At 61.6% G+C, this 19335-nt stretch carries 17 protein-coding genes; 4 read left to right on the forward strand and 13 right to left on the reverse strand.

Going from position 1 to position 19335, the window contains the following annotated elements; all coding sequences use genetic code 11:
• Window positions 1-18 precede the first annotated feature (18 nt).
• From R1T40_RS14695 to R1T40_RS14755, 13 genes are all read right to left on the reverse strand, one after another.
• A complete protein-coding gene (locus R1T40_RS14695; RefSeq protein WP_317384649.1) occupies window positions 19-984 on the reverse strand; it encodes an ABC transporter ATP-binding protein in 966 nt (321 codons plus the stop codon).
• Complete coding sequence (locus R1T40_RS14700; protein ID WP_317384650.1) at window positions 984-1958, reverse strand: ABC transporter ATP-binding protein; 975 nt, start codon at window positions 1956-1958, stop codon at window positions 984-986. Before R1T40_RS14700 ends, R1T40_RS14695 begins: the two co-directional genes overlap by 1 nt.
• The gene (locus tag R1T40_RS14705; protein ID WP_317384651.1) at window positions 1958-2899 is read right to left on the reverse strand and encodes an ABC transporter permease; all 942 of its coding nucleotides are present in this window, start codon (window positions 2897-2899) and stop codon (window positions 1958-1960) included. The genes R1T40_RS14700 and R1T40_RS14705 overlap by 1 nt, the downstream gene beginning before the upstream one ends.
• Entirely contained in the window at window positions 2899-3879 is a 981-nt protein-coding gene (locus R1T40_RS14710) for an ABC transporter permease (protein WP_106164894.1), read from the reverse strand. The genes R1T40_RS14705 and R1T40_RS14710 overlap by 1 nt, the downstream gene beginning before the upstream one ends.
• 63 nt (window positions 3880-3942) lie before the next feature.
• Window positions 3943-5520, reverse strand: coding sequence for an ABC transporter substrate-binding protein (locus R1T40_RS14715; RefSeq protein WP_317384652.1), 1578 nt, complete (start codon window positions 5518-5520; stop codon window positions 3943-3945).
• A gap of 105 nt (window positions 5521-5625) precedes the next feature.
• Window positions 5626-7206, reverse strand: a complete 1581-nt coding sequence (locus R1T40_RS14720) for an ABC transporter substrate-binding protein (protein WP_317384653.1) — start codon at window positions 7204-7206, stop codon at window positions 5626-5628.
• A 400-nt stretch (window positions 7207-7606) separates the two neighbouring features.
• On the reverse strand, window positions 7607-8221 hold the full coding sequence (locus tag R1T40_RS14725) for a hypothetical protein (RefSeq protein ID WP_317384654.1): 615 nt from the start codon (window positions 8219-8221) through the stop codon (window positions 7607-7609).
• Between the two features lie 13 nt (window positions 8222-8234).
• Window positions 8235-10487, reverse strand: a complete 2253-nt coding sequence (locus tag R1T40_RS14730) for a xanthine dehydrogenase family protein molybdopterin-binding subunit (RefSeq protein WP_317384655.1) — start codon at window positions 10485-10487, stop codon at window positions 8235-8237.
• Between the two features lie 3 nt (window positions 10488-10490).
• A complete protein-coding gene (locus R1T40_RS14735) occupies window positions 10491-10949 on the reverse strand; it encodes a (2Fe-2S)-binding protein (protein ID WP_317384656.1) in 459 nt (152 codons plus the stop codon).
• Window positions 10950-11238: 289 nt separating this feature from the next.
• Window positions 11239-12390 (reverse strand): N-acetylglucosamine-6-phosphate deacetylase, encoded by a 1152-nt coding sequence (nagA, locus tag R1T40_RS14740; protein WP_317384657.1) that lies wholly within the window; start codon window positions 12388-12390, stop codon window positions 11239-11241.
• On the reverse strand, window positions 12387-13415 hold the full coding sequence (locus R1T40_RS14745; RefSeq protein WP_317384658.1) for an SIS domain-containing protein: 1029 nt from the start codon (window positions 13413-13415) through the stop codon (window positions 12387-12389). The genes nagA and R1T40_RS14745 overlap by 4 nt, the downstream gene beginning before the upstream one ends.
• A gap of 64 nt (window positions 13416-13479) precedes the next feature.
• Window positions 13480-14235: a GntR family transcriptional regulator gene (locus R1T40_RS14750; protein ID WP_106164887.1), complete on the reverse strand. Its 756-nt coding sequence runs from the start codon at window positions 14233-14235 to the stop codon at window positions 13480-13482.
• A complete protein-coding gene (locus R1T40_RS14755; RefSeq protein ID WP_317384659.1) occupies window positions 14222-15109 on the reverse strand; it encodes a BadF/BadG/BcrA/BcrD ATPase family protein in 888 nt (295 codons plus the stop codon). The genes R1T40_RS14750 and R1T40_RS14755 overlap by 14 nt, the downstream gene beginning before the upstream one ends.
• Before the next feature lie 180 nt (window positions 15110-15289).
• Here R1T40_RS14755 and R1T40_RS14760 point away from each other — a divergent pair, with 180 nt between their 5' ends.
• The 4 genes from R1T40_RS14760 to R1T40_RS14775 all read left to right on the forward strand — a co-directional run bounded on the left by R1T40_RS14760 (window position 15290) and on the right by R1T40_RS14775 (window position 19322).
• Window positions 15290-16180 (forward strand): N-acetylmuramic acid 6-phosphate etherase, encoded by an 891-nt coding sequence (locus R1T40_RS14760; RefSeq protein ID WP_317384660.1) that lies wholly within the window; start codon window positions 15290-15292, stop codon window positions 16178-16180.
• Window positions 16181-16217: 37 nt separating this feature from the next.
• Window positions 16218-17471, forward strand: a complete 1254-nt coding sequence (locus R1T40_RS14765) for an ABC transporter substrate-binding protein (protein ID WP_317384661.1) — start codon at window positions 16218-16220, stop codon at window positions 17469-17471.
• A gap of 84 nt (window positions 17472-17555) precedes the next feature.
• Window positions 17556-18470, forward strand: coding sequence for a carbohydrate ABC transporter permease (locus R1T40_RS14770; protein WP_317384662.1), 915 nt, complete (start codon window positions 17556-17558; stop codon window positions 18468-18470).
• A gap of 12 nt (window positions 18471-18482) precedes the next feature.
• Window positions 18483-19322, forward strand: a complete 840-nt coding sequence (locus R1T40_RS14775; protein WP_106164882.1) for a carbohydrate ABC transporter permease — start codon at window positions 18483-18485, stop codon at window positions 19320-19322.
• Window positions 19323-19335 lie beyond the last annotated feature (13 nt).

Here is a 19335-nt window from a genome sequence, read left to right on the forward strand (position 1 = left end):
GCGCTCCTGTTGTCTGTGTCAGCCCTCCGCCATGTGACAGGCGACTCGGGTTGTCCCGATCCTGCGCATCTCGGGGCGTTCTTGTCGACAGATGTCACCCGCCAGCGGGCAGCGCGGGTGAAAGGCGCAGCCGGGCGGTGGGTTGATCGGATCGGGGATTTCACCCTCGGGCGGAGCCACCTCGCGGCCAAACCCATCCATACGCGGCGCCGCCTCCAGCAGCATCTGCGTATAGGGATGTTTCGGGCGTTCAAACAGCTCATCCGGTGCGCCCTCCTCAACCAGTCGACCGAGGTAGAGCACCCCGATCCGGTCCGCCATATGCTGCACCACCGTCAGGTCGTGGGTGATCAGCACATAAGTCAGGCCAAAGTTGTCCTTGAGGTCGCTCATCAGGTTCAGCACCTGCGACTGCACCGACACATCCAGCGCCGAGGTGGGCTCGTCACAGACGATCAGCCGCGGCTCGGAGGCCAGCGCGCGGGCAATACAGATCCGCTGCCGCTGCCCGCCAGAGAACTCATGCGGGAACTTGCCCGCGTCCTTTACCGAGAGACCCACCTGTTCCAGCAGGCGTTCGGCCAGCCCATCGGTCTTACCACCACGCGCCGCCACGGGTTCGACGATGATGTCACGCACCCGCCAGCGCGGGTTGAGCGAGGCGTAGGGATCCTGAAAGATCATCTGGATGTCAGAGCGGATCGCATCGACCTTGGCGGCGTCTTTCTCGTTCGCCAGATCAACGCCTTCGATCTCCACATTGCCCTCAGAAGGGTTGAGCAACCCGACCAGCATCCGGCCAATGGTGGATTTGCCAGACCCGGATTCGCCAACGAGCGCATAGGTGGTTTGCGGCTCGACCTCGAATTCCACCTCTGACACAGCGGTCAGAAAGGCCTTGGGTTCGCGTTCGATTACCCGATTCAGCCAGGGTTTGGAGACGTCGAAAACACGGCTCAGGTTCTTGACGGAGACAAGCGCCATCAGGAGGCCTCCTCATGTTGGAGCGGGAACCAGCAGGCGGCGGCATTGCCGTCCACCGTGGGGGCGGGGGCCTGGCGGCATTTGTCGGCCACGCGCGGGCAGCGCGGATTGAAAGCACAGCCATCGGGCACCGCATCGAGACGCGGCATGGCGCCGGGGATCTGGTGCAGGCGAGACTTCCCGCGCGACGCCAGCGGCGTCGAGGCCATCAACCCATGGGTATAAGGGTGCTCCGGCGCGGTGATCACATCGCGCACCGGGCCAAGCTCGGCCAGCCGCCCGGCATACATGACCGCCACACGGTCGGCGGCCTCGGCAATCACGCCCATGTCGTGGGTGATCAGCATCACAGCGGTGCCACGCTCGCGGCAGAGCCGTTTGAGCAGCGCGATGATCTGCGCCTGTACGGACACATCAAGCGCGGTTGTCGGCTCATCGGCGATCACCAGCGACGGCTCTGCACAAAGCGCCAGCGCGATGACAACCCGTTGACGCATACCGCCCGAGAACTCATGCGGGTAGCTGTTCACACGTTTGGCGGCGCCGGGAATGCCGACTTCTTCGAGGGCGGCCACGGCGCGCTTCTCGGCCTCGGACTTGTTGATCGGCAGGTGGGTCAGCATGGTCTCCACCAGCTGGTCGCCAATCCGCAAAAGCGGATTGAGCGAGGTCAGCGGGTCCTGAAAGACCATGCCGATTTCCTTGCCGCGCAGACGCCGCATGGCGTCGCCCTTCAGGTTGTCGATGCGTTTGCCGTTGAGCCAGATTTCACCGGCCGACACATGCGCTGGCGGGCTGAGCAGGCCGATGACGGCATTGCCCGCCATCGACTTGCCGGCACCACTTTCGCCGACGATGCCGAGGATCTCGCCTGCGGCGATGTCATAGGTGACCCCATCGACCGGTTTCAGGATGCCGTGGCGGGTTGGGATTTCCACAGACAGATTGCGGATGGACAGAACTGGTTCGGCCATTAGCGAAGCCTCGGATTCAGGGCGTCACGCAGCCAGTCGCCCAGCAGGTTGACGCTGAGCGCCAGCGCCAGAAGCGTGATCGCGGGGAAAAGAAGGATCCACCACTCGCCGGAGAACAGGAACCCCTGCCCGATGCGAATGAGCGTACCAAGAGACGGCTGGGTCGGTGGTGCGCCCACCCCGAGGAACGACAGTGTCGCCTCGGCAATGATCGCCAGCGCCAGCGAGATCGTCGCGATGACCAAGACAGGCGACAGCACGTTGGGCAGGATATGCCGCAGCATGATCGCACCCGAGCGTCGTCCGATCAGGCGTGCTGCCTCGACGTATTCCTTGTTCTTCTCGACAAGGGTCGCGCCGCGTACCACGCGGGCAAACTGCACCCAGTCCGACAGGCCGATCGCAAGGATCAGCACCCAGATTGCCATCTGATCGCGGTACTCTACCGGGGTGATGCCCTTGGCGACGCCAAAGATCAGCATTGCCACCAGGATCGACGGAAAGGTCAGCTGCACGTCCGCGACCCGCATGATGATCGTCTCGACCCAGCCCCCGAGGTAGCCGGACAGCAGGCCCAGCGTGATGCCAAGCACCATGGCGAACAGGACAGCCGCCACGCCCACGAACAGCGAGATCCGCATGCCGTAGAGGATGGTGGAGAACACGTCCCGTCCCTGATCATCGGTGCCCAGCAAGAAGGTCTCGCCGGTGAAGTCATTGGGGGCCAGCGGCGGCGTGAACCCGTTCATCAGGTTCAAGGAGGCCGGATCAAACGGGTTGGTCGGCGCGATCAGCGGCGCGAAAAGCGATGCCAGCACCATGACCAGCACCACCACGGTGGAGACCACCGCCACGGGAGAATGGGTGAAGGTATAGAACAGATCGCTGTCGAGCGCGGTGCGCAGACGCGACTTTTGCGGCGGGATGGTTGTCTCGGACATTAGTGGCCTCCCTTGCGATCAACGCGCAGTCGCGGATCGATGAAGAAATAGAGGATATCGACGATCAGGTTGATGCCCACGAACATGACGGAGATCAGCATCAGATAGGCCGCCATGACAGGGATATCGACGAACTGGATCGCGTTGATGAACAGCAGGCCAACACCGGGCCACTGGAACACCGTCTCGGTGATGATGGCGAATGCGATGATCGCGCCGACCTGCAGGCCGATCACGGTGATCACCGGCACCATGGTGTTCTTCAGTGCGTGACGAAAATGGACCGCCCGGTTGCGCAGGCCCCGCGCGCGGGCAAAGCGGATGTAATCCTGCCGCAGCACTTCCAGCATCTCGGAGCGCACCAGCCGCATGATCAGCGTCATCTGATAAAGCCCCAGCGTGATCGAAGGCAGGATCAGCGCCTTGAGCCCGCTTGCGGTCAGGAACCCGGTGGTCCATGCGCCGAGATCCACCACTTCGCCCCGTCCGAAACTGGGCAGCCAGCCCAACTCGACCGAGAACAGGTAGATCAGCAGAATGCCGATCAGGAAGGTCGGCAGCGAGACCCCGATCAGCGACACCGACATGATGATATTTGCCGCGATGCCCTTTCGTCGGATCGCGGTGAAGACCCCCAGCGCGATGCCGAACAATACCGCGAGAATGCCTGAGACCGCCGCAAGTTCCAGCGTTGCTGGCGCGCGTTCCATCAGGATGTCGATCACCGGGCGACCTTGACGGTAGCTGACGCCAAAATTGCCCTGAACTGCGTTCTCTAGGAAGCGGTAGTATTGCACCACGAAAGGCTGATCGAGGCCCAGCTGCTCGCGCAGCCGTTCGATATCATCTGCCGTGCGCTCCTGCCCCAGCATGTTGTCGATCGGATCCCCGACAAAGCGGAACATCGCAAAGGCCACAAGCCCGACGATAAGAAGGACCAGCGCGGATTGGGCCACGCGCCGGATGATGTAAGCGAGCATATCTGTGCTCTCCTGTGGGTGGATGATGGGGGCCGCGGCCCCCGTCTGCCTGATTGAGCGGCGTTAGTTAACGGAGACCCAGCGCAGGATAAAGAAGTTATCCGGCCTTTGGGTCAGGGTGACGTTGCTGCCGGTGCCCCAGACCAGCGGTTGTACATAGAGCGGCACATAAGCGGCCTCGTCCTGCAAGGTCTGTGCGACCTCATCGAGCATGCCCTGACGGGTCGGCTCGTCAATTTCGGACTGGATCTGCGGGAGCAGCTCATCGACGCGCGCGTTGGAATAGCCGCCAAAGTTCCACGACCCCAGCTTCTTCTCCTCATTCGGAGTGGCGGCGAGGAAGCGGATCGGATGTTCCGCATCAAAGGTGCCCGGCGACCAGCCAAGAAGATACATGTCGTAATTATCGGCCCGCAGCTCCGGCCAGTAGTTCTGCACCGGCATCGCATCCAGCGTCGCGGTCAGCCCCACCTGCGCCAGCATTGCGGTAACGGCCTGACAGACGGCCTCGTCATTGAGGTAACGGTTGTTGGGACATTTGAAACCGAAAGAAAAGCCATCGGGGTATCCTGCCTCGGACAGCAGAGCCTTGGCGGCCTCAGGATCATATGCGGGCGCATCCTCCAGTGCGTCGGAATAGCCCCGCATGGCGCCACTCACCAGTTGGTTCACCGGTTCGGCATTGCCACGCATGATGGTGCGCAGGATTGCCGGCACGTTGATGGCATGGGCCACGGCCTTGCGCACGCGGACATCCGCGAAAGGGTTGCCTTCGGTCTCGGCCGAGAACTTCAGCGCGTCGGCCTCATGTGGGAACCCCAGCATGATCACCCGCGCCTCGATGCCCTGCACCACCTTCACATCCGGGTTGCCCTGCAGGCGCTGAACGTCCTGAATGGGCACAGGGTTGATCATATCCACATCGCCGGACAACAGCGCCGCCAGCGCGGTGGCCGGGTTCTGGATCGGCGTCATCTCGGCGCGGGTAATGTTATGCTCTGCCTCGCCCCACCAGCCCTCGAACGGTTCCAGCACCGTGCGCAGGCCGGGTTCACGCGTGGTCATGCGAAACGCTCCGGTGCCATTGGTGTGAAGCGTGGCGTGGTTGCCGCTCTCCTTGTCGGGGCGGGCGGCGGCATTGGTCTCGGCCCAGCCGCTGTCCATGATCATCCAGTTGGCGATACTGTCGGGAAAGATCGGGTTAGGCGAATGGGTCAGGACATCAACGGTGTAGTCGTCCACCTGCAACATTTCCGAAACAGGCGCGAACCAACTGGCGGTATCCGCCTCGGGGCTTGATGCGCGCTGATAGGAGAAGATCACATCCTCAGCAGTGAATGCGCTGCCATCCTGGAATGTCACACCTTCGCGCAGGTGAAACCGCCAGCCGTCGCCCGTGCCGACCGGCTCCCAGCTGGTGGCCAGCGCAGGTTCGATACTCATATCCTTGCCGCGCCGCACGAGGCCTTCGTAGACATTGTTTAGAAAGCCCAGAACTGGCGTGGAATTGACCGCATGCGGGTCCATTGTCTGTGGGTCGGTGGTCACCGCCCAAGAGAATTCCTCGGCCTGAGCGGCGGGCACGAGGGCGGCAGGAACAAGAGCCGCCGCACAGGCAGCCGCGGTGAAAAAGCGGAACATCGTGGATCCTTTCCCGTCAATGCGCGTGTCGCCGGAGTGCGTGCTGCGCCCCGGCGACCTTGGCAAGTCAGCAGCGCGCCACATTCCGGCGCCCTGCGATGAAGATCAGTTCATCTTGAAGTATTTGACCTTCGGCTGATCTTCGGGATCGACCGCGATATCGACCTTCTCGGACATACCCCAGTTCAGCACCTGGTGGTGGATCGGGATGTAGAGCTGCTCATCCTGAACCACCCGCCAGATATCGGCGATGTCCTGGTTGCGCGCGTCCAGATCGGTGTTGGAAGCCAGCGATTTGATCTTCGCGTCCAGCTCGTCATTGTCGTAGCCGGTGCCATTCCAGGTGCCGATGTCGCCTTCACGACCATGCACGAGGAAGTTGAAGACATACTCGGAGTCATAGGTCGGCACACCCCAACCGAGCATATAGAAGTCGGTCTTGCCGTCGGTGATCAGCGGGAAGTGCTGCGCCTTGGGCTTGGCATCGAGGTTCACCGTGATGCCGATCTGACCCAGCATGCCCACGGCGGCCTGGCAGATCGGCTCGTCGTTGACATAGCGATCATTGGGGCAGTCCAGACGGATCGAGAAGCCATCAGCGTAGCCCGCTTCCGCCATCAGCGCCTTGGCGCCTTCGATGTCGGTGGTGGATTCCGCGTCCATCTCTTCGGTCCAGCCGTTCACGAAGGGCGGTGCAATCATGCCCGCAGGCTGGGACTGACCCCGCATCACGACCTTCTGGATCGCATCGCGGTTGATTGCCATCGACATCGCCTTGCGCACGCGCACGTCCGCCAGCGGGTTCTTACCGTCGACATTGTCGGCCTCGATGTCATCGGCGCCCATGTTGAGACCGAAGAAGATCACCCGGTTCTGCGGCGCTTGACGCACCATCAGGCCATCGGCGTTGCTGACGCGGTCCAGATCCTGAACCGGCATGTCCTGCAGGAAATCAACTTCGCCGGACAGCATTGCGGCAACGCGGGTCGCGGCGTTCTGAATCGGAGTATAGACGATCTCGGTCACTTCCAGCGGGAACTGGCCAATGCCCCAGTAGTCTTCGTTCAGCGTCATCACCGTTTTGACGTCCGGCTCGCGGCTTTCCAGCACATAGGGGCCGGTGCCGTTGGCGTTGGTGGTGGCATAGGTGATCTCGCCGCCCTCAAAGTCCTGCACGTTCACGGTGTTGTTGGCCTCGGTCCAGCCCTTGTCCATGATGAACAGGTTGGTGAGGTTGGACGGCAGGATCGGGTTCGGACCATCGGTGACGATCTCAACGGTCAAATCATCGACCGCGCGCACTTCGGTGATGGAGCCGATCAGCTCCTTCATGTCGGAGTTTTCCTGCTTGGCGCGATTGAAGGAGAACACCACATCCTCGGCGGTGAAATCAGCGCCGTCATGGAAGGTGACGCCTTCGCGCAGCTTGAACACCCAAACGTTTGGATCGCCTTCCTTGGGCGCCCATTCGGTCGCCAGCGCCGGTTCAAACGCGCCGGTCACGTCGCGGATGATCAGCGGTTCGTACATCTGGTGGCGAATGGTGTGCGTCGGGCCTTCGTTCTGGGCGTGCGGGTCAAGCGTCAGCGCATCGCCGGAGCGCGCCCAGCGCAGGGTTTCGGCGCTCAGCGGCGCTGCCGTCGCCAAGAGAAGCGATGTGAGTGTCAGTACTGTTGTGGTCTTCATAAGACCTCCCCTAGTCTTTTTTTCATTTGCTTTTCGATCTGAACAGCTCGCAAACCATCAGACCCATGCGGCGCAGTTTTGGCGAACACCTGAGCTTTGACAAGCCTGTGCAGGCGGATTGGATAAAATATATTCTCTCAATGCCGATCTGGGAGCCGTCAAGGCGGAAAGGCACGCCTTCGCCCTGTCGTCGGGTCATCCGCGCCCGCGATATCCCCGACCGACAGGGCAAGTTTGACAAGCGAAAGCCACGCAGCCCATGCCCTGCAATTCGCGCGCCACTGAGTGGCACCTGAGGCAGAAATGACTTGGCAGATCGGAGAAAGCGCTCGCTGTCGCAGCGCCGCCGGGAGAGATTCGCGTCAGACATTTCAGAGGTATCTACTGGGTGCACGTGGCGTCAGTCTGTTGGGCAGGGCTGACCTGCTGCGCCCCAAAGCGCCATATCCTCGACATGCTCTTCCAGCGTGCGGGGCGCGGGGTCTCGGTCTCCACCGGGCGACCAGCCCCAGGCCACCGGCCCGTTGAGGCTGGCGTCATGTTCCAGATGCTCCACCAAGCCGCGCCAGTCACGTCCGCCGTTGCGCTCAGGGTCCTTGAGCTGCGCACAGATCTCGGCGCGCGATTTGCCGAACCATTCGAACTCCACCGGTGCCAGCTGCCACGCAATACCAAAGCGCGGCGCGGCGTGTGGTGCGGTGTCAAAATCATCCGAGGTCACATGGCAGGTCTGACAGGGCAGGAACTCCGCTCCGATACGGCTTTCACCGGCGTTGATATGCATCCCATGCGGGCGCGCCTCACCGTAGCTTGGCCCGGACCACATCGGGATATTGTCCTCGCCCACGTGGCAATTGGCGCATCTGGGATGGGTCACCACCTCATAGATGCGTTCAAACGCCGCCTTCCCGTCTGCGCGACTGATGCTGCCCTCTTCCGGCAGGGTCAGCGCACCTTCGGCAAGGGCTGCGCCCGCGATAGAAACCGCGGCAAGGATGACAACGCTCTTTTGCATGTCTCGGCCCTCCTCAGACGAAATCGATATGTTTGCTCAGCGGCAATTCGCGGATGCGTTGCCCGGTGGCGGCAAAGATCGCATTGGCCAGCGCCGGGGCCGCAGGCGGCACACCCGGCTCGCCCACCCCCCGGATACGGCTGCCGTTGCTCAGCGCGCGCACCTCAATCTGAGGGGCCTGATAGAGCCGCATCCCCTCATAGGCGTGATAATTGGTCTCAAGCGGGGCATGACCCTCATAGGTCAGCGCGCAGTTCATCGCGTGCCCCAGCCCAAAGATCACCCCGCCAAAGACCTGCGCCTCCAGGTTTGTGGGATCAAGCACCTCGCCCACATCCACCGCTACATAGACCTGATCGATGCGAATGCCCGCCTCCGTCTGCGTGACCTCGATGACTTGTGCGCAGGGCACCCCAAAGGACATGCAGAATCCAACGCCACGTCCGCGCCCCTCAGCGATTGAGGGACCATCCCAGCCCGACATCTCGCCCACGGCCTCCAGCACCTTGCGCGCAGGCTCATGCAGACACAGGCGGATGCGCTCAGCCAGCGGATCAGCCCCGGCGGCATGGATCAGCTCATCAAGGAAGCAATCGTGATAAAACCCGTTGCCTGACGCGCCGACCGAACGCCAGGACGACACCGGCACCATGCTTGGCGCGCGATAGCCGGTGACACGGTAGTCGGGAATATCAAACGGCTGATCCCACGACCCGGTGGTGATGGTCGCATCGGGGCCCGGCAGACTCATCCCGCTCAGACGGCCAAACCACTCCGGCGCCATGGCCGATTGACTGACCGAAAGATCAAAGGCCACCACCTTGCCATCTGCGACCTTACCGCGCCCTGCGGCAACCGAGGCCGGGCGCGGGTAGTCGTGGCTCATGTCTTCTTCACGGCTCCACGTGAGTTTCAGATGCCGCCCCGGCACCGCCAGTGCCAGCTCCACCGCCTGCTCCACATGGGTCATCTCCAGCCGATGACCAAAGCTGCCCCCCATGGGCAGCACATAGACTTTCACGGCCTCCGGCGCGACGCCCGCAATGGTGGCGGCGCGGTCGCGGATGAACAGCGGGATCTGGGTTCCGGTCCAGATTTCCACCTGCCCGTCCAGCACCCGAACCACCGCGTTCATCGGCTCCATCGGCGCATGGGCGAGATAGGGAATGCGATAGCGCGCCTCGATGACATCGCCCGCCTCCAACGCGACGTCCACATCGCCCTCATCGCGCTGGCGGTGGTCATAGCTGTCGGGATCGCCCAGTGCCTGTTCAAGCGCGGCAAATATCCCGTCCGAAGTGCCGGGATAGTCCGGCGCGCTCCACTCGATCTGTAGCGCCTCTGCCGCCTGAAACGTACGCCAGGTGTTGTTGGCAATCACACCGACACCGTTGCTTACCGGCAGGATTTTCTCCACCCCGCGCATCGCCTCAGCCGCCGAGGCATCAAAACGCGCGCCCGCGGTGCCAACGGCAGGGTTGGCACGCACGGTGGCATGCAACATGTCCTGAAATTCCATGTCGATGCCGTAGACCTCAGTGCCGGTGCATTTGCGCAGCATATCCAGACGCGGCAGATCGGGCTTGCCCAGATAGCGCCACGCAGAGGCAGGGCGCAGGGTCACATCCGTGACCGGGTCAATCTCTACCGCCTCTGCCGCCAAATCCGTATAGGCGATGGAAGTGCCATCCGGCAGGATCACCGCGCCATTCTCGGTCCGCAGATCCCCACGCGCCACGCCAACCCGACGGGCCGCCGCCTCTTTCAGGGTTTCGCGGGCCGTCGCCCCCGCTAGGCGCATCCGGTCAAACCCATCCGGCACAGTGGACGACCCGCCGGTCATCTGGATGGAGAACAGCTTGGCCGGGACCGACATGAAATCGCGCAGGGTCTCGGCCACAAACCCATCCTGATAGGCCGGAAACGGCACGCCCTCGCTCAGTACAGAGGCGTTGTAATAGGCCTGCCCCGGCATCCCCGGCGTAATCATCGCGGTGGCCGGGTCGATGTCCAACTCCTCGGCGATCAGATAGGCTTGGATGGAATAGGCCCCCTGCCCCTTGTCCGCGCGCGGCGTAATCAGGGTGATGCCTTCTGCGTCGATCTTCACAAATGGCGTGATCGCCGCCTCACCGTCCTTCAGATCATCAAGCAGTGGATTGGGGATCGGCTTTTTCGCCATATAAACGCCAAAGGCCACGCCCCCGGCAATGGCGGCGGACCCAATCAGGAATGTACGGCGGGCAATTTTTCCAGCACGGCTCATGGCTCAGGCCTCGCTCAATTTCTGCGCAGCGTCATGGATCGCGGCCCGGATACGGGGATAGGTGCCACAGCGGCAGAGGTTCCCCGACATCACCGCATCAATCTCTGCATCCGAAGGCTCGGGGTTCAGGTCGAGCAAAGCTGCCGCCTGCATGATCTGGCCCGATTGGCAGTAACCGCACTGCGCCACCTGATGCGCGACCCATGCAGCCTGCACCGCATGCAGGCTCTCGGGCGTGCCCAGCCCTTCAATGGTGGTGACGTCGCCCTCAAGATCTCCAACCGGCAACTGACAGGAGCGCACCGCCATCCCGTCCACATGCACCGTGCAGGCCCCGCATTGAGCGATGCCGCAGCCATATTTTGGACCTTTGATGTTCAACTCATCCCGCAGCACCCACAACAGGGGCATCTCGGGTTCGACATCGACCTCATGTTCGGTCCCGTTCACGGTCAGCTTCATGATGGATCTCCGTGGCAGCCGTTCGCCTCTACATTAGCGCAAACGCGACGCAGAAACACGCCCGACAGGCGACAGATACCATGACCTTAGGTCAGCCTATGGCGCATATGGCGCCATGCGTGACACCTATCCCGGCGCCGAATCCTTTCAATTCGATATTGTCTTCAAGATCTTAGTCAAAACCGTACGCCGCCGATCAAGATCAGGGCACGAGCAAAACGCATGCCTTAACCTTGTGCCTAAACACCGCATTGCTCCGCTGCGTCAGGCAGTCTGCCGTGCTCAGCAGCTACGCCAGGACAGGGGAAGCCGAGTCGAGATCTGAGGTTATACGGATCATGTCCTTCAGCAAATAAGCGGGCGCGGATTCGGCGGAGGTGCCCACACCTTGTCCGATCAACGCCGCCGGGATGGTCGTCGCGGCGGCAAGCGCCTCCGCAAGCGGGACACCACATTGTGTTGTCAGGATGCGCAACGCCGTCGTCAGATCAAGGTCCGCACCCGCAAGCGTGCCGTCCGGCAGACACAACCGCCCATCGCGGCGGGTAATCCTGCGCCCTTCCAAGTGGAATTCTGTCGCGTCGGTTCCCGCAACCGCCATTGCATCAGACACCAGAAAGATGCGCCCCGATCCGCAGCGCTTGGCAATCCAGGCGGCACGCAGGCTGGCGGGATGGACATGTATGCCATCCGCAATCACGCCCGCTGACAGCTCAGCTGTATCGAGCACGGCCCCCACGAGCCCCGGCGCGCGATTGCCGAGCTGACTCATGGCGTTGAACAGATGCGTGGCACAGCGCGCACCCGCATGCACATACCGCACACAGGTCTCGAACGCCGCATCTGTATGACCAAGCGAGACCAGCACGCCGGCCCCTACCATACGCTCGACCTGCTCCGGTTTTACATTCTCAGCAGCGATCGTGACCTTCAGCTTTGGCAATTGCTCCGCAGCTTCGCAGATCACGGCAAGATCCGCGTCCTCCATGGGCCGGATGAACCCCGGATCATGAGCGCCCTTTCGGGCGACGGAAAGATGCGGCCCCTCCAGATGCAAGCCACCAAACCCACGTATGCCAGCGTCATGCGCGGCGATACCCGCCTGCAGGGTCTTGCGCGTTTTCTCAGCCGAATCCGTGATCAACGTGGGCAGGATCGTGGTTGCTCCGAGGCTGCGATGTGCAGCGCAAATCCGATTGATCGTGTCCACGCTGGGCGCATCGTTCAACATCACGCCACCGCCACCATTCACCTGCAGATCGACGTATCCCGGCGACAAGATATCCCCGCCGAGGGCAACCTCCTCGCCCCGCTCGGTCAGCTCTGCAACCGGAACCAGAGCGGACAACTGGCCGTCGCGAAACTGGGCAGCATACCCGTCTCGAAGAGCTTCGCCGTCGAAAATGGGTCCGCCCAGAAAGGTGATCAGCGGCTGCATCATACGGTTTCCGTGACCTTGTTCAGGTGGCGCGGCGCATCTGGGTTCACACCCCGGCGCGTGGCCACGGTTTCCACCATTCCATAGAACGATACGATGGAGGAGATCGGATCGGTGATCCAGTGGTCCGTCCGCACATGCGGCAGCACTTCGGCCCCCTTCGCCTTGTCGGTGGTCGCAAAAACCCGCGCGCCCTTTTCAACCAGGGCCTGCACCATGTCGCCAACACTGTCCTCGGCTGCGTCTGCTGCGGCAAAGGCAACCACCGGGAAATTCTCGCCCACGATCGACACTGGCCCGTGCAGCACCTCAGCCGCTGAATAGCTCTCGGCATGGATTTGACAGGTTTCCTTGAACTTCAGCGCTGCCTCGTTCGAAACCGCCCAGCTGGGTCCGCGCCCCAGCGTATACAGCGACTGGCCATCAATGGCCTCGACCGCGGCACTCCAGTCGCAATCCTTTGCCTTCGCCAGATGCCCCGGCAGCTTGCGGATCGCATCGAGCAACGCCGCGTCCTGCTTGACCTCTGCCAGCAGCCAAAGACCGGCGACCAGCGAGGTCACAAATGTCTTGGTCGCCGCGACGCTCAGTTCCGGGCCCGCGTGGATCGGCAACACAGCGGCAGAAGCTTTCGCCAGAGGGGAGGCACCGTCATTGGTAATTGCCACCGTATAGGCGCCCTTGTCGCGGAACGCCGAGGTCAGCTGCACGATGTCCGGGCTTTTCCCCGATTGCGACACAGAAATGCTGAGCGCGCCCTTGCAGTTGAGGTCCACGCCGTAAATCGACTTCACCGACGGCCCCACCGAGGCCATTGGCAAGCCCAGCAGCAACTCACTGGCGTATTTCAGATAGGTGCTGGCGTGGTCAGAGGAGCCGCGGGCCACTGACAGCAGGTAGCTTGGTGCCAAATCCCGCACTTCGGCAGCCGTGGCGGTGACCGCCTGGGCGCCGTCGGTCAGCAGCCGCTCGACAGCATCGGGAATTTCATTGATTTCGCGTCGCATCTGCGTTTGAGGAGCGTTCATGGTATAAAACCTTTCACTTGGGCAGATCATTTAGAAGGGGCAGCTGGTCCATTCGGCACTCAGCTCAGCCGGAAAGCTGCAGTTCCGCAACGAAGTCGTAGGCGTCGCCACGGTAGAGGGATCGGGTCAATTCCGCGACACGCCCGTCTTCGAGAAACGACAGACGCTGGATGCGCAGACCCGCAGTGCCTTCGGCAACATTGAGCAACTCCGCCTCGGTTGATTCGAGGTTGATGGCAGAGATCTTCTGGATCGCGCGCACCGGACGATGTCCGATCTGATCCAACGTTGCATAGAGCGAGGTCGTGACCTCCAGAGGGTTCGGTAGAATACTGAGGGGCAGTGCCGCACGCTCCAACGCCATCGGCTGACCGCCGGCCTCGCGCAGACGATAGATGCGCGCCACGGACTCATCATCGCCGAGGCTCAACACCGAGATCTCCTCCTCGGTCGGCAAGAACACTCCGCGCTCCAGCCATTTGGACGTGGTCTCAAGCCCGCGCTGCTGCATGTCCTCGGTAAAGGAGGTCAAATGCGAAAGCGATTGCTCAACGCGCGCCGTGCTTTCCCGCACGAAAGAACCGGAGCCCTGTCGCTGCTCGATTGCGCCTTGCTGCACCAATTCGTGCATCGCCTTGCGCACGGTGACCCGAGACAGATCTGTGATGTCGGCAATCTCACGCTCTGGCGGCAGCGAGCTGTTGGGCGGCAACACGCCAGAATGGATGGCTTCCTCAAGACGGCGGCGCAACTGCACATAGCGCGGACCAGCCCCCTGATCGAACCAACTGTCCGGCTTCAGAAATTCAGTGATCGTCATCCCGCACCTCCTGTGCGAACTCATGCGCCAGAATGATCGCCCCATCGAGTGGCGTGCCCTTCGGGCTGATGCAGGCCTCCTGCATGGCCGGGGGCAGATAGGGCAGGAACTGCGGTGCAATCCCGCCTGTCAGACAAAGCGGAAGCCCGGCGACCCAGCCCATCTTGTGCAACGTACTGGAAAGCTCACGGCCCGCTGCATTCAGGATATCCACCGCAAGCGGATCCCCCGTGGCGGCGAATTCGGTCACATCCGGTGCGACCCGGCCAAAGTCAGCGGGTGTCGCAGAGGCCGCAAAGGCCACGATTTCAGCCGAGCCCCCGAAGCGGTTCAGCAAATGCGCCCCAAGACCGGAGGCCTCGCGCAGTAGGTCAACTTCTTCCAACGTACAGGATAGCGCACGCCGACCGACCCATTGGGCCGACGCCGGATCTCCGAGGATCGCTCCCCAACCTCCTGCGAATCGGCTTTGCCCCTCAAGCTGCGCCGCAAAGAACGACCCGGTGCCACAATGCGCGATCAGGCCGTCGCTACCGCCCAACGCCCCATTGAGGGCAGTGGGGCGGTCATCCGTCACCCGCGCGCGATGAAACGGCAAAGCCGCCGCGAACCGATCTGCGATCACCGGCCCGGTAACCCCCGCAATCCCGATGTAAATTGGGCAGGTCACCAACACCTCAACAGCATGGCCGGTCACCTCAGAGAGCCGCGCCAGACCATCAGTCACTTGCTGCACCGCCCCATCCAAGTCGGTCGAGATATTCGCCGACCCGGTCTCAACAGCGGTCACGCCCGCCACACCGGAAAGCGCCAAACGACATCGCGTGCCGCCGCCATCCAGAGCCATTACAGAGGTTTTCAATGCATCCGTCATGAAGATACCATTACGATACCAACCGAGATTTTGAAAGACAAAAACAGGACCAACCCCGTGAGAAATTCCGCAAATATCGGCAAAACCGGTAATTTTTCCGAAGAAACACCAGCCATATCACACAATGGTAGACAAAAGGTATCAAATGGGTATTGTTGATTCAAACTTGGAGGGAATCACGTGTCGACCGCTGCCACGGAACAACTGCACGACAAAGCCGGGGGGCTGGACGCTCGCCCACTGAGCGAGATCGCCGAAATATTGGCGCAAACTCAGCACGACGCCGCGCGCCCTCCGCGCCACGCGACGGCTGCACTCTGCGGCGGCGCCCTTGCCATGGCCGGGACCATCCGAACCGGCGGCACCTTGCATTATGCTGCCGCTGGCTCTTCCGGCCTTATGGCTGCTGCAGACGCACTCGAACTGGGCGGAACCTTCTCGATCCCCGCATCACAGCTGCGCATTCACATGGCCGGCGGCATGCCGACCGGAGTGGAGATGCCTGGCGGCACCGAGGATGAAACAGCCGAGCTGGAGCGCGCCCTGGATGGGCTTAGCTCAAACGATGTCTACATCGGCGTCTCGGCAAGCGGCACCACGCCTTACACGGTTGCAGGAGCGAAACTGGCCAGACGTTGCGGCGCAACGGTGATCGGGATCGCGAACAACCCCGATACAGACCTGCTGAAACTCGCGGATCACGCTGTGCTTTTGCCGACCCCAGCTGAAGTGGTGTCCGGATCGACCCGAATGGGGGCCGGGACAGCACAGAAGATCGCGCTCAACACGCTCTCGACGCTGATGGCCATCGAACTTGGCCATGTTCACGATGGCATGATGGTCAACCTGCGGGCCGACAACATCAAACTGCGGGCCCGTGCCCGACAGATCGTCATGCAGATCTCAGATGTTACCGAAGATATCGCCACCGCCGCCATTGAGGCCGCCGGAGGCAACGTCAAATGCGCCATCCTGATCGCGGCGGGCGCAACTGACCTCGCGGACGCCACTGCGCGTCTGGAGACCACAGGTGGCAAGCTGCGCCCCGCGCTGCTGTCGCTCAACACATAAGAAAAACAATAAAATCATTCCAATAGGAGGAAGACTCATGAAAAGTAAGTTTATGTTGGCCGCATTGGCGGGCACCGCCCTCGTCGCCACATCCGCACTGGCCGAAGACGTCACTCTGACCGTCGAGAGCTGGCGGAATGATGACCTGACCCTGTGGCAGGACAAGATCATTCCCGCGTTTGAGGCCGCACACCCCGGCATCAAGATCAACTTCACGCCCAGCGCGCCGACAGAGTACAACGCCGTTCTGAACTCCAAACTGGATGCAGGCTCCGCTGGCGATCTGATCACCTGCCGCCCGTTTGATGCCTCGCTGGCGCTCTATGAGGCCGACCATCTCGCAGCGCTGGATGACATGGACGCCATGGACAACTTCTCCGACGTGGCGAAATCCGCATGGCAGACCGACGATGGCTCCGCGAGCTTCTGCGTGCCGATGGCCTCCGTGATCCACGGCTTCATCTACAACAAAGAAGCCTTCGAAGAGCTTGGCCTTGAGGTTCCGACCACCGAGGAAGAATTCTTTGCCGCTCTTGAGACGATCAAGGAAGATGGCACCTATATTCCGATGGCGATGGGCACAAACGACCAGTGGGAAGCCGCCACCATGGGCTATAACAACATCGGCCCGAACTACTGGAACGGTGAAGAAGGCCGCAAAGCGCTGATCGAGGGCGAGCAGAAACTGACCGACGAGCAGTGGGTTGCCCCCTTCGAAACGCTCGCCAAATGGGCGGATTACCTGGGGGACGGGTTCGAGGCACAGACCTACCCCGACAGCCAGAACCTGTTCACCCTCGGTCGCGCCGCGATCTATCCGGCAGGCAGCTGGGAAATCTCCGGCTTCAACGCGCAGGCTGATTTCGAAATGGGCGCCTTCAAGGCTCCGGTCAAAGCCGCTGGCGACAGCTGCTACATCTCGGATCACACCGACATCGGCATCGGCATGAACGCCTCCACCGAGCACCCCGAAGCCGCCAAAACCTTCCTGACATGGGTCGCGTCACCGGAATTTGCCGATATCTTCGGCAACGCTCTGCCGGGCTTCTTCCCGCTTTCCAACGCACCAGTCGATCTGGAAGACCCGCTGGCCAAGGAATTCGTCAGCTGGCGCGATGAGTGCGACAGCACGATCCGTTCCACCTACCAGATCCTGTCGCGCGGCACCCCGAACCTCGAAAACGAGACCTGGGGCGCATCTGCGGCCGCGATCAAAGGCACCAAGACACCTGAAGCACTGGGTGAAGAGCTGCAGTCCGGTCTCGAGAGCTGGTACGCACCGCAACAGTAAGCCTTAGAAACGACAGTATAACCGCTGTTGCAACACCCCCGGACGCGCCGTCCCGCGCGTCCGGGAACTGGACCGGAGTTTCCCATGCAAAAGCCCCGCATCCGCTGGCATATCGCCGTCTTTCTGGCCCCTGCCGTGCTGATCTACACCTCGGTAATGATCTTCCCCCTGTTCAATACGCTGCGCCTCGCCCTGTTCCAAAAGGTCGATCAGGAGCGCGTGTATGTCGGGCTGGAGAATTTCCGCACCCTGTTCTTTGATCCGACCTGGTCGGAGCAATTCTGGAACGCATTGGCGAACAACTTCTGGTTCTTCCTGATCCACATGCTGGTACAGAATCCGATCGGGATCGCGCTCGCTGCCCTGCTGAGCCACCCGCGCCTACGCTTTGCCGCGCTCTACCGCTCGGCGATCTTCATTCCGACGATCCTCAGCTTTGTGATCGTGGGTTTTGCCTGGAAACTGATCCTGTCGCCGATCTGGGGCATCGCGCCGTCGATGCTGGATGCGGTGGGGCTGAAGTCGCTGTTTGCGCCGTGGCTGGGCAAGGAAGAATATGCGCTTACCACATTGGCAATGGTCTCCGTCTGGCAGTTCGTCGGCATCCCGATGATGCTGATCTACGCCGCGCTCCTGTCGATCCCCGAGGAAATGCTTGAGGCTGGCGAGATTGACGGCGTCACCGGCATCGCTGCCTTCTGGAAGATCAAGTTGCCGCTGATCCTGCCCTCGATCGGGATCATCTCGATCCTGACTTTTGTAGCCAACTTCAACGCCTTCGACCTGATCTACGCCGCGCAAGGTGCGCTGGCGGGGCCGGATTTCTCTACCGATATCCTCGGCACCTTCATGTATCGGACGTTCTTTGGCTTCCAGCTGCAATTGGGCGACCCGCATATGGGGTCTGCCATCGCCGGCGCGATGTTCGCGATCATCCTCGTGGGCGTCTGTCTTTATCTTTTCGGCATCCAGAGCCGGATGCGCCGCTACCAGCTCTAACGGGAGACGACGATGAACTCTGCACGTTCCAACCCGATCAGCACAGTGGCCATGCATGGCGTGCTGATCCTCTATACGCTGATTGCGTTGTTTCCGGTCTTCGTAATCCTGATCAACAGCTTCAAGACCCGCAAAAAGATCTTTCGCGAGCCACTGGCGCTGCCGGATGCGGAAAGCTTCTCACTGGTGGGCTATCAGACGGTGCTGAAGCAGGGGGATTTTTTCCTCTACTTTCAGAACTCCTTCATCGTCACCGTCGGCTCGCTGACGCTGATCCTGCTGTTTGGCGCAATGGCGGCCTTCGCGCTCAGTGAGTATCGCTTTCGTGGCAATATGATCATGGGGCTCTATCTGGCGCTCGGGATCATGATCCCGATCCGCATCGGTACCGTGGCGATCCTGGACATGATGGTGTCCACCGGTCTGGTGAACACGCTCTGGGCGCTGATCCTTGTTTATACTGCGCAAGGTCTCCCGCTGGCGGTCTTCATTCTGTCGGAGTTCATGCGGCAGGTCAGCGATGACCTGAAGAGCGCCGGTCGCATCGACGGGCTCAGCGAATACACGATCTTCTTCAAGCTGGTGCTGCCGCTGGTGCGCCCTGCGATGGCCACCGTGGCGGTATTCAACATGATCCCGATCTGGAACGATCTCTGGTTCCCCCTGATCCTCGCGCCCGCTGAGGAAACCAAGACCCTGACACTGGGCAGCCAGGTCTTCATCGGCCAGTTCGTGACCGACTGGAATGCGGTTCTGTCGGCGCTGTCGATGGCAATCCTGCCGGTGCTGGTGCTCTATGTGATCTTCTCGCGCCAGCTCATTCGCGGCATCACGTCGGGGGCGGTGAAATGATTGGCTTTGTTCA

This window comes from Tritonibacter scottomollicae, from assembly GCF_032924845.1.
Classification (GTDB): domain Bacteria; phylum Pseudomonadota; class Alphaproteobacteria; order Rhodobacterales; family Rhodobacteraceae; genus Epibacterium; species Epibacterium scottomollicae.

Coding starts and splice junctions, on each gene's coding strand:
- R1T40_RS14720 (WP_317384653.1), bottom strand. CDS start 7,206: ATGAAGACCACAACAGTACTGACACTCACATCGCTTCTCTTGGCGACG.
- R1T40_RS14715 (WP_317384652.1), bottom strand. CDS start 5,520: ATGTTCCGCTTTTTCACCGCGGCTGCCTGTGCGGCGGCTCTTGTTCCT.
- nagA (WP_317384657.1), bottom strand. CDS start 12,390: ATGATGCAGCCGCTGATCACCTTTCTGGGCGGACCCATTTTCGACGGC.
- R1T40_RS14745 (WP_317384658.1), bottom strand. CDS start 13,415: ATGAACGCTCCTCAAACGCAGATGCGACGCGAAATCAATGAAATTCCC.
- R1T40_RS14770 (WP_317384662.1), top strand. CDS start 17,556: ATGCAAAAGCCCCGCATCCGCTGGCATATCGCCGTCTTTCTGGCCCCT.
- R1T40_RS14695 (WP_317384649.1), bottom strand. CDS start 984: ATGGCGCTTGTCTCCGTCAAGAACCTGAGCCGTGTTTTCGACGTCTCC.
- R1T40_RS14755 (WP_317384659.1), bottom strand. CDS start 15,109: ATGACGGATGCATTGAAAACCTCTGTAATGGCTCTGGATGGCGGCGGC.
- R1T40_RS14725 (WP_317384654.1), bottom strand. CDS start 8,221: ATGCAAAAGAGCGTTGTCATCCTTGCCGCGGTTTCTATCGCGGGCGCA.
- R1T40_RS14750 (WP_106164887.1), bottom strand. CDS start 14,235: ATGACGATCACTGAATTTCTGAAGCCGGACAGTTGGTTCGATCAGGGG.
- R1T40_RS14705 (WP_317384651.1), bottom strand. CDS start 2,899: ATGTCCGAGACAACCATCCCGCCGCAAAAGTCGCGTCTGCGCACCGCG.
- R1T40_RS14765 (WP_317384661.1), top strand. CDS start 16,218: ATGAAAAGTAAGTTTATGTTGGCCGCATTGGCGGGCACCGCCCTCGTC.
- R1T40_RS14735 (WP_317384656.1), bottom strand. CDS start 10,949: ATGAAGCTGACCGTGAACGGGACCGAACATGAGGTCGATGTCGAACCC.
- R1T40_RS14700 (WP_317384650.1), bottom strand. CDS start 1,958: ATGGCCGAACCAGTTCTGTCCATCCGCAATCTGTCTGTGGAAATCCCA.
- R1T40_RS14775 (WP_106164882.1), top strand. CDS start 18,483: ATGAACTCTGCACGTTCCAACCCGATCAGCACAGTGGCCATGCATGGC.
- R1T40_RS14730 (WP_317384655.1), bottom strand. CDS start 10,487: ATGAGCCGTGCTGGAAAAATTGCCCGCCGTACATTCCTGATTGGGTCC.
- R1T40_RS14710 (WP_106164894.1), bottom strand. CDS start 3,879: ATGCTCGCTTACATCATCCGGCGCGTGGCCCAATCCGCGCTGGTCCTT.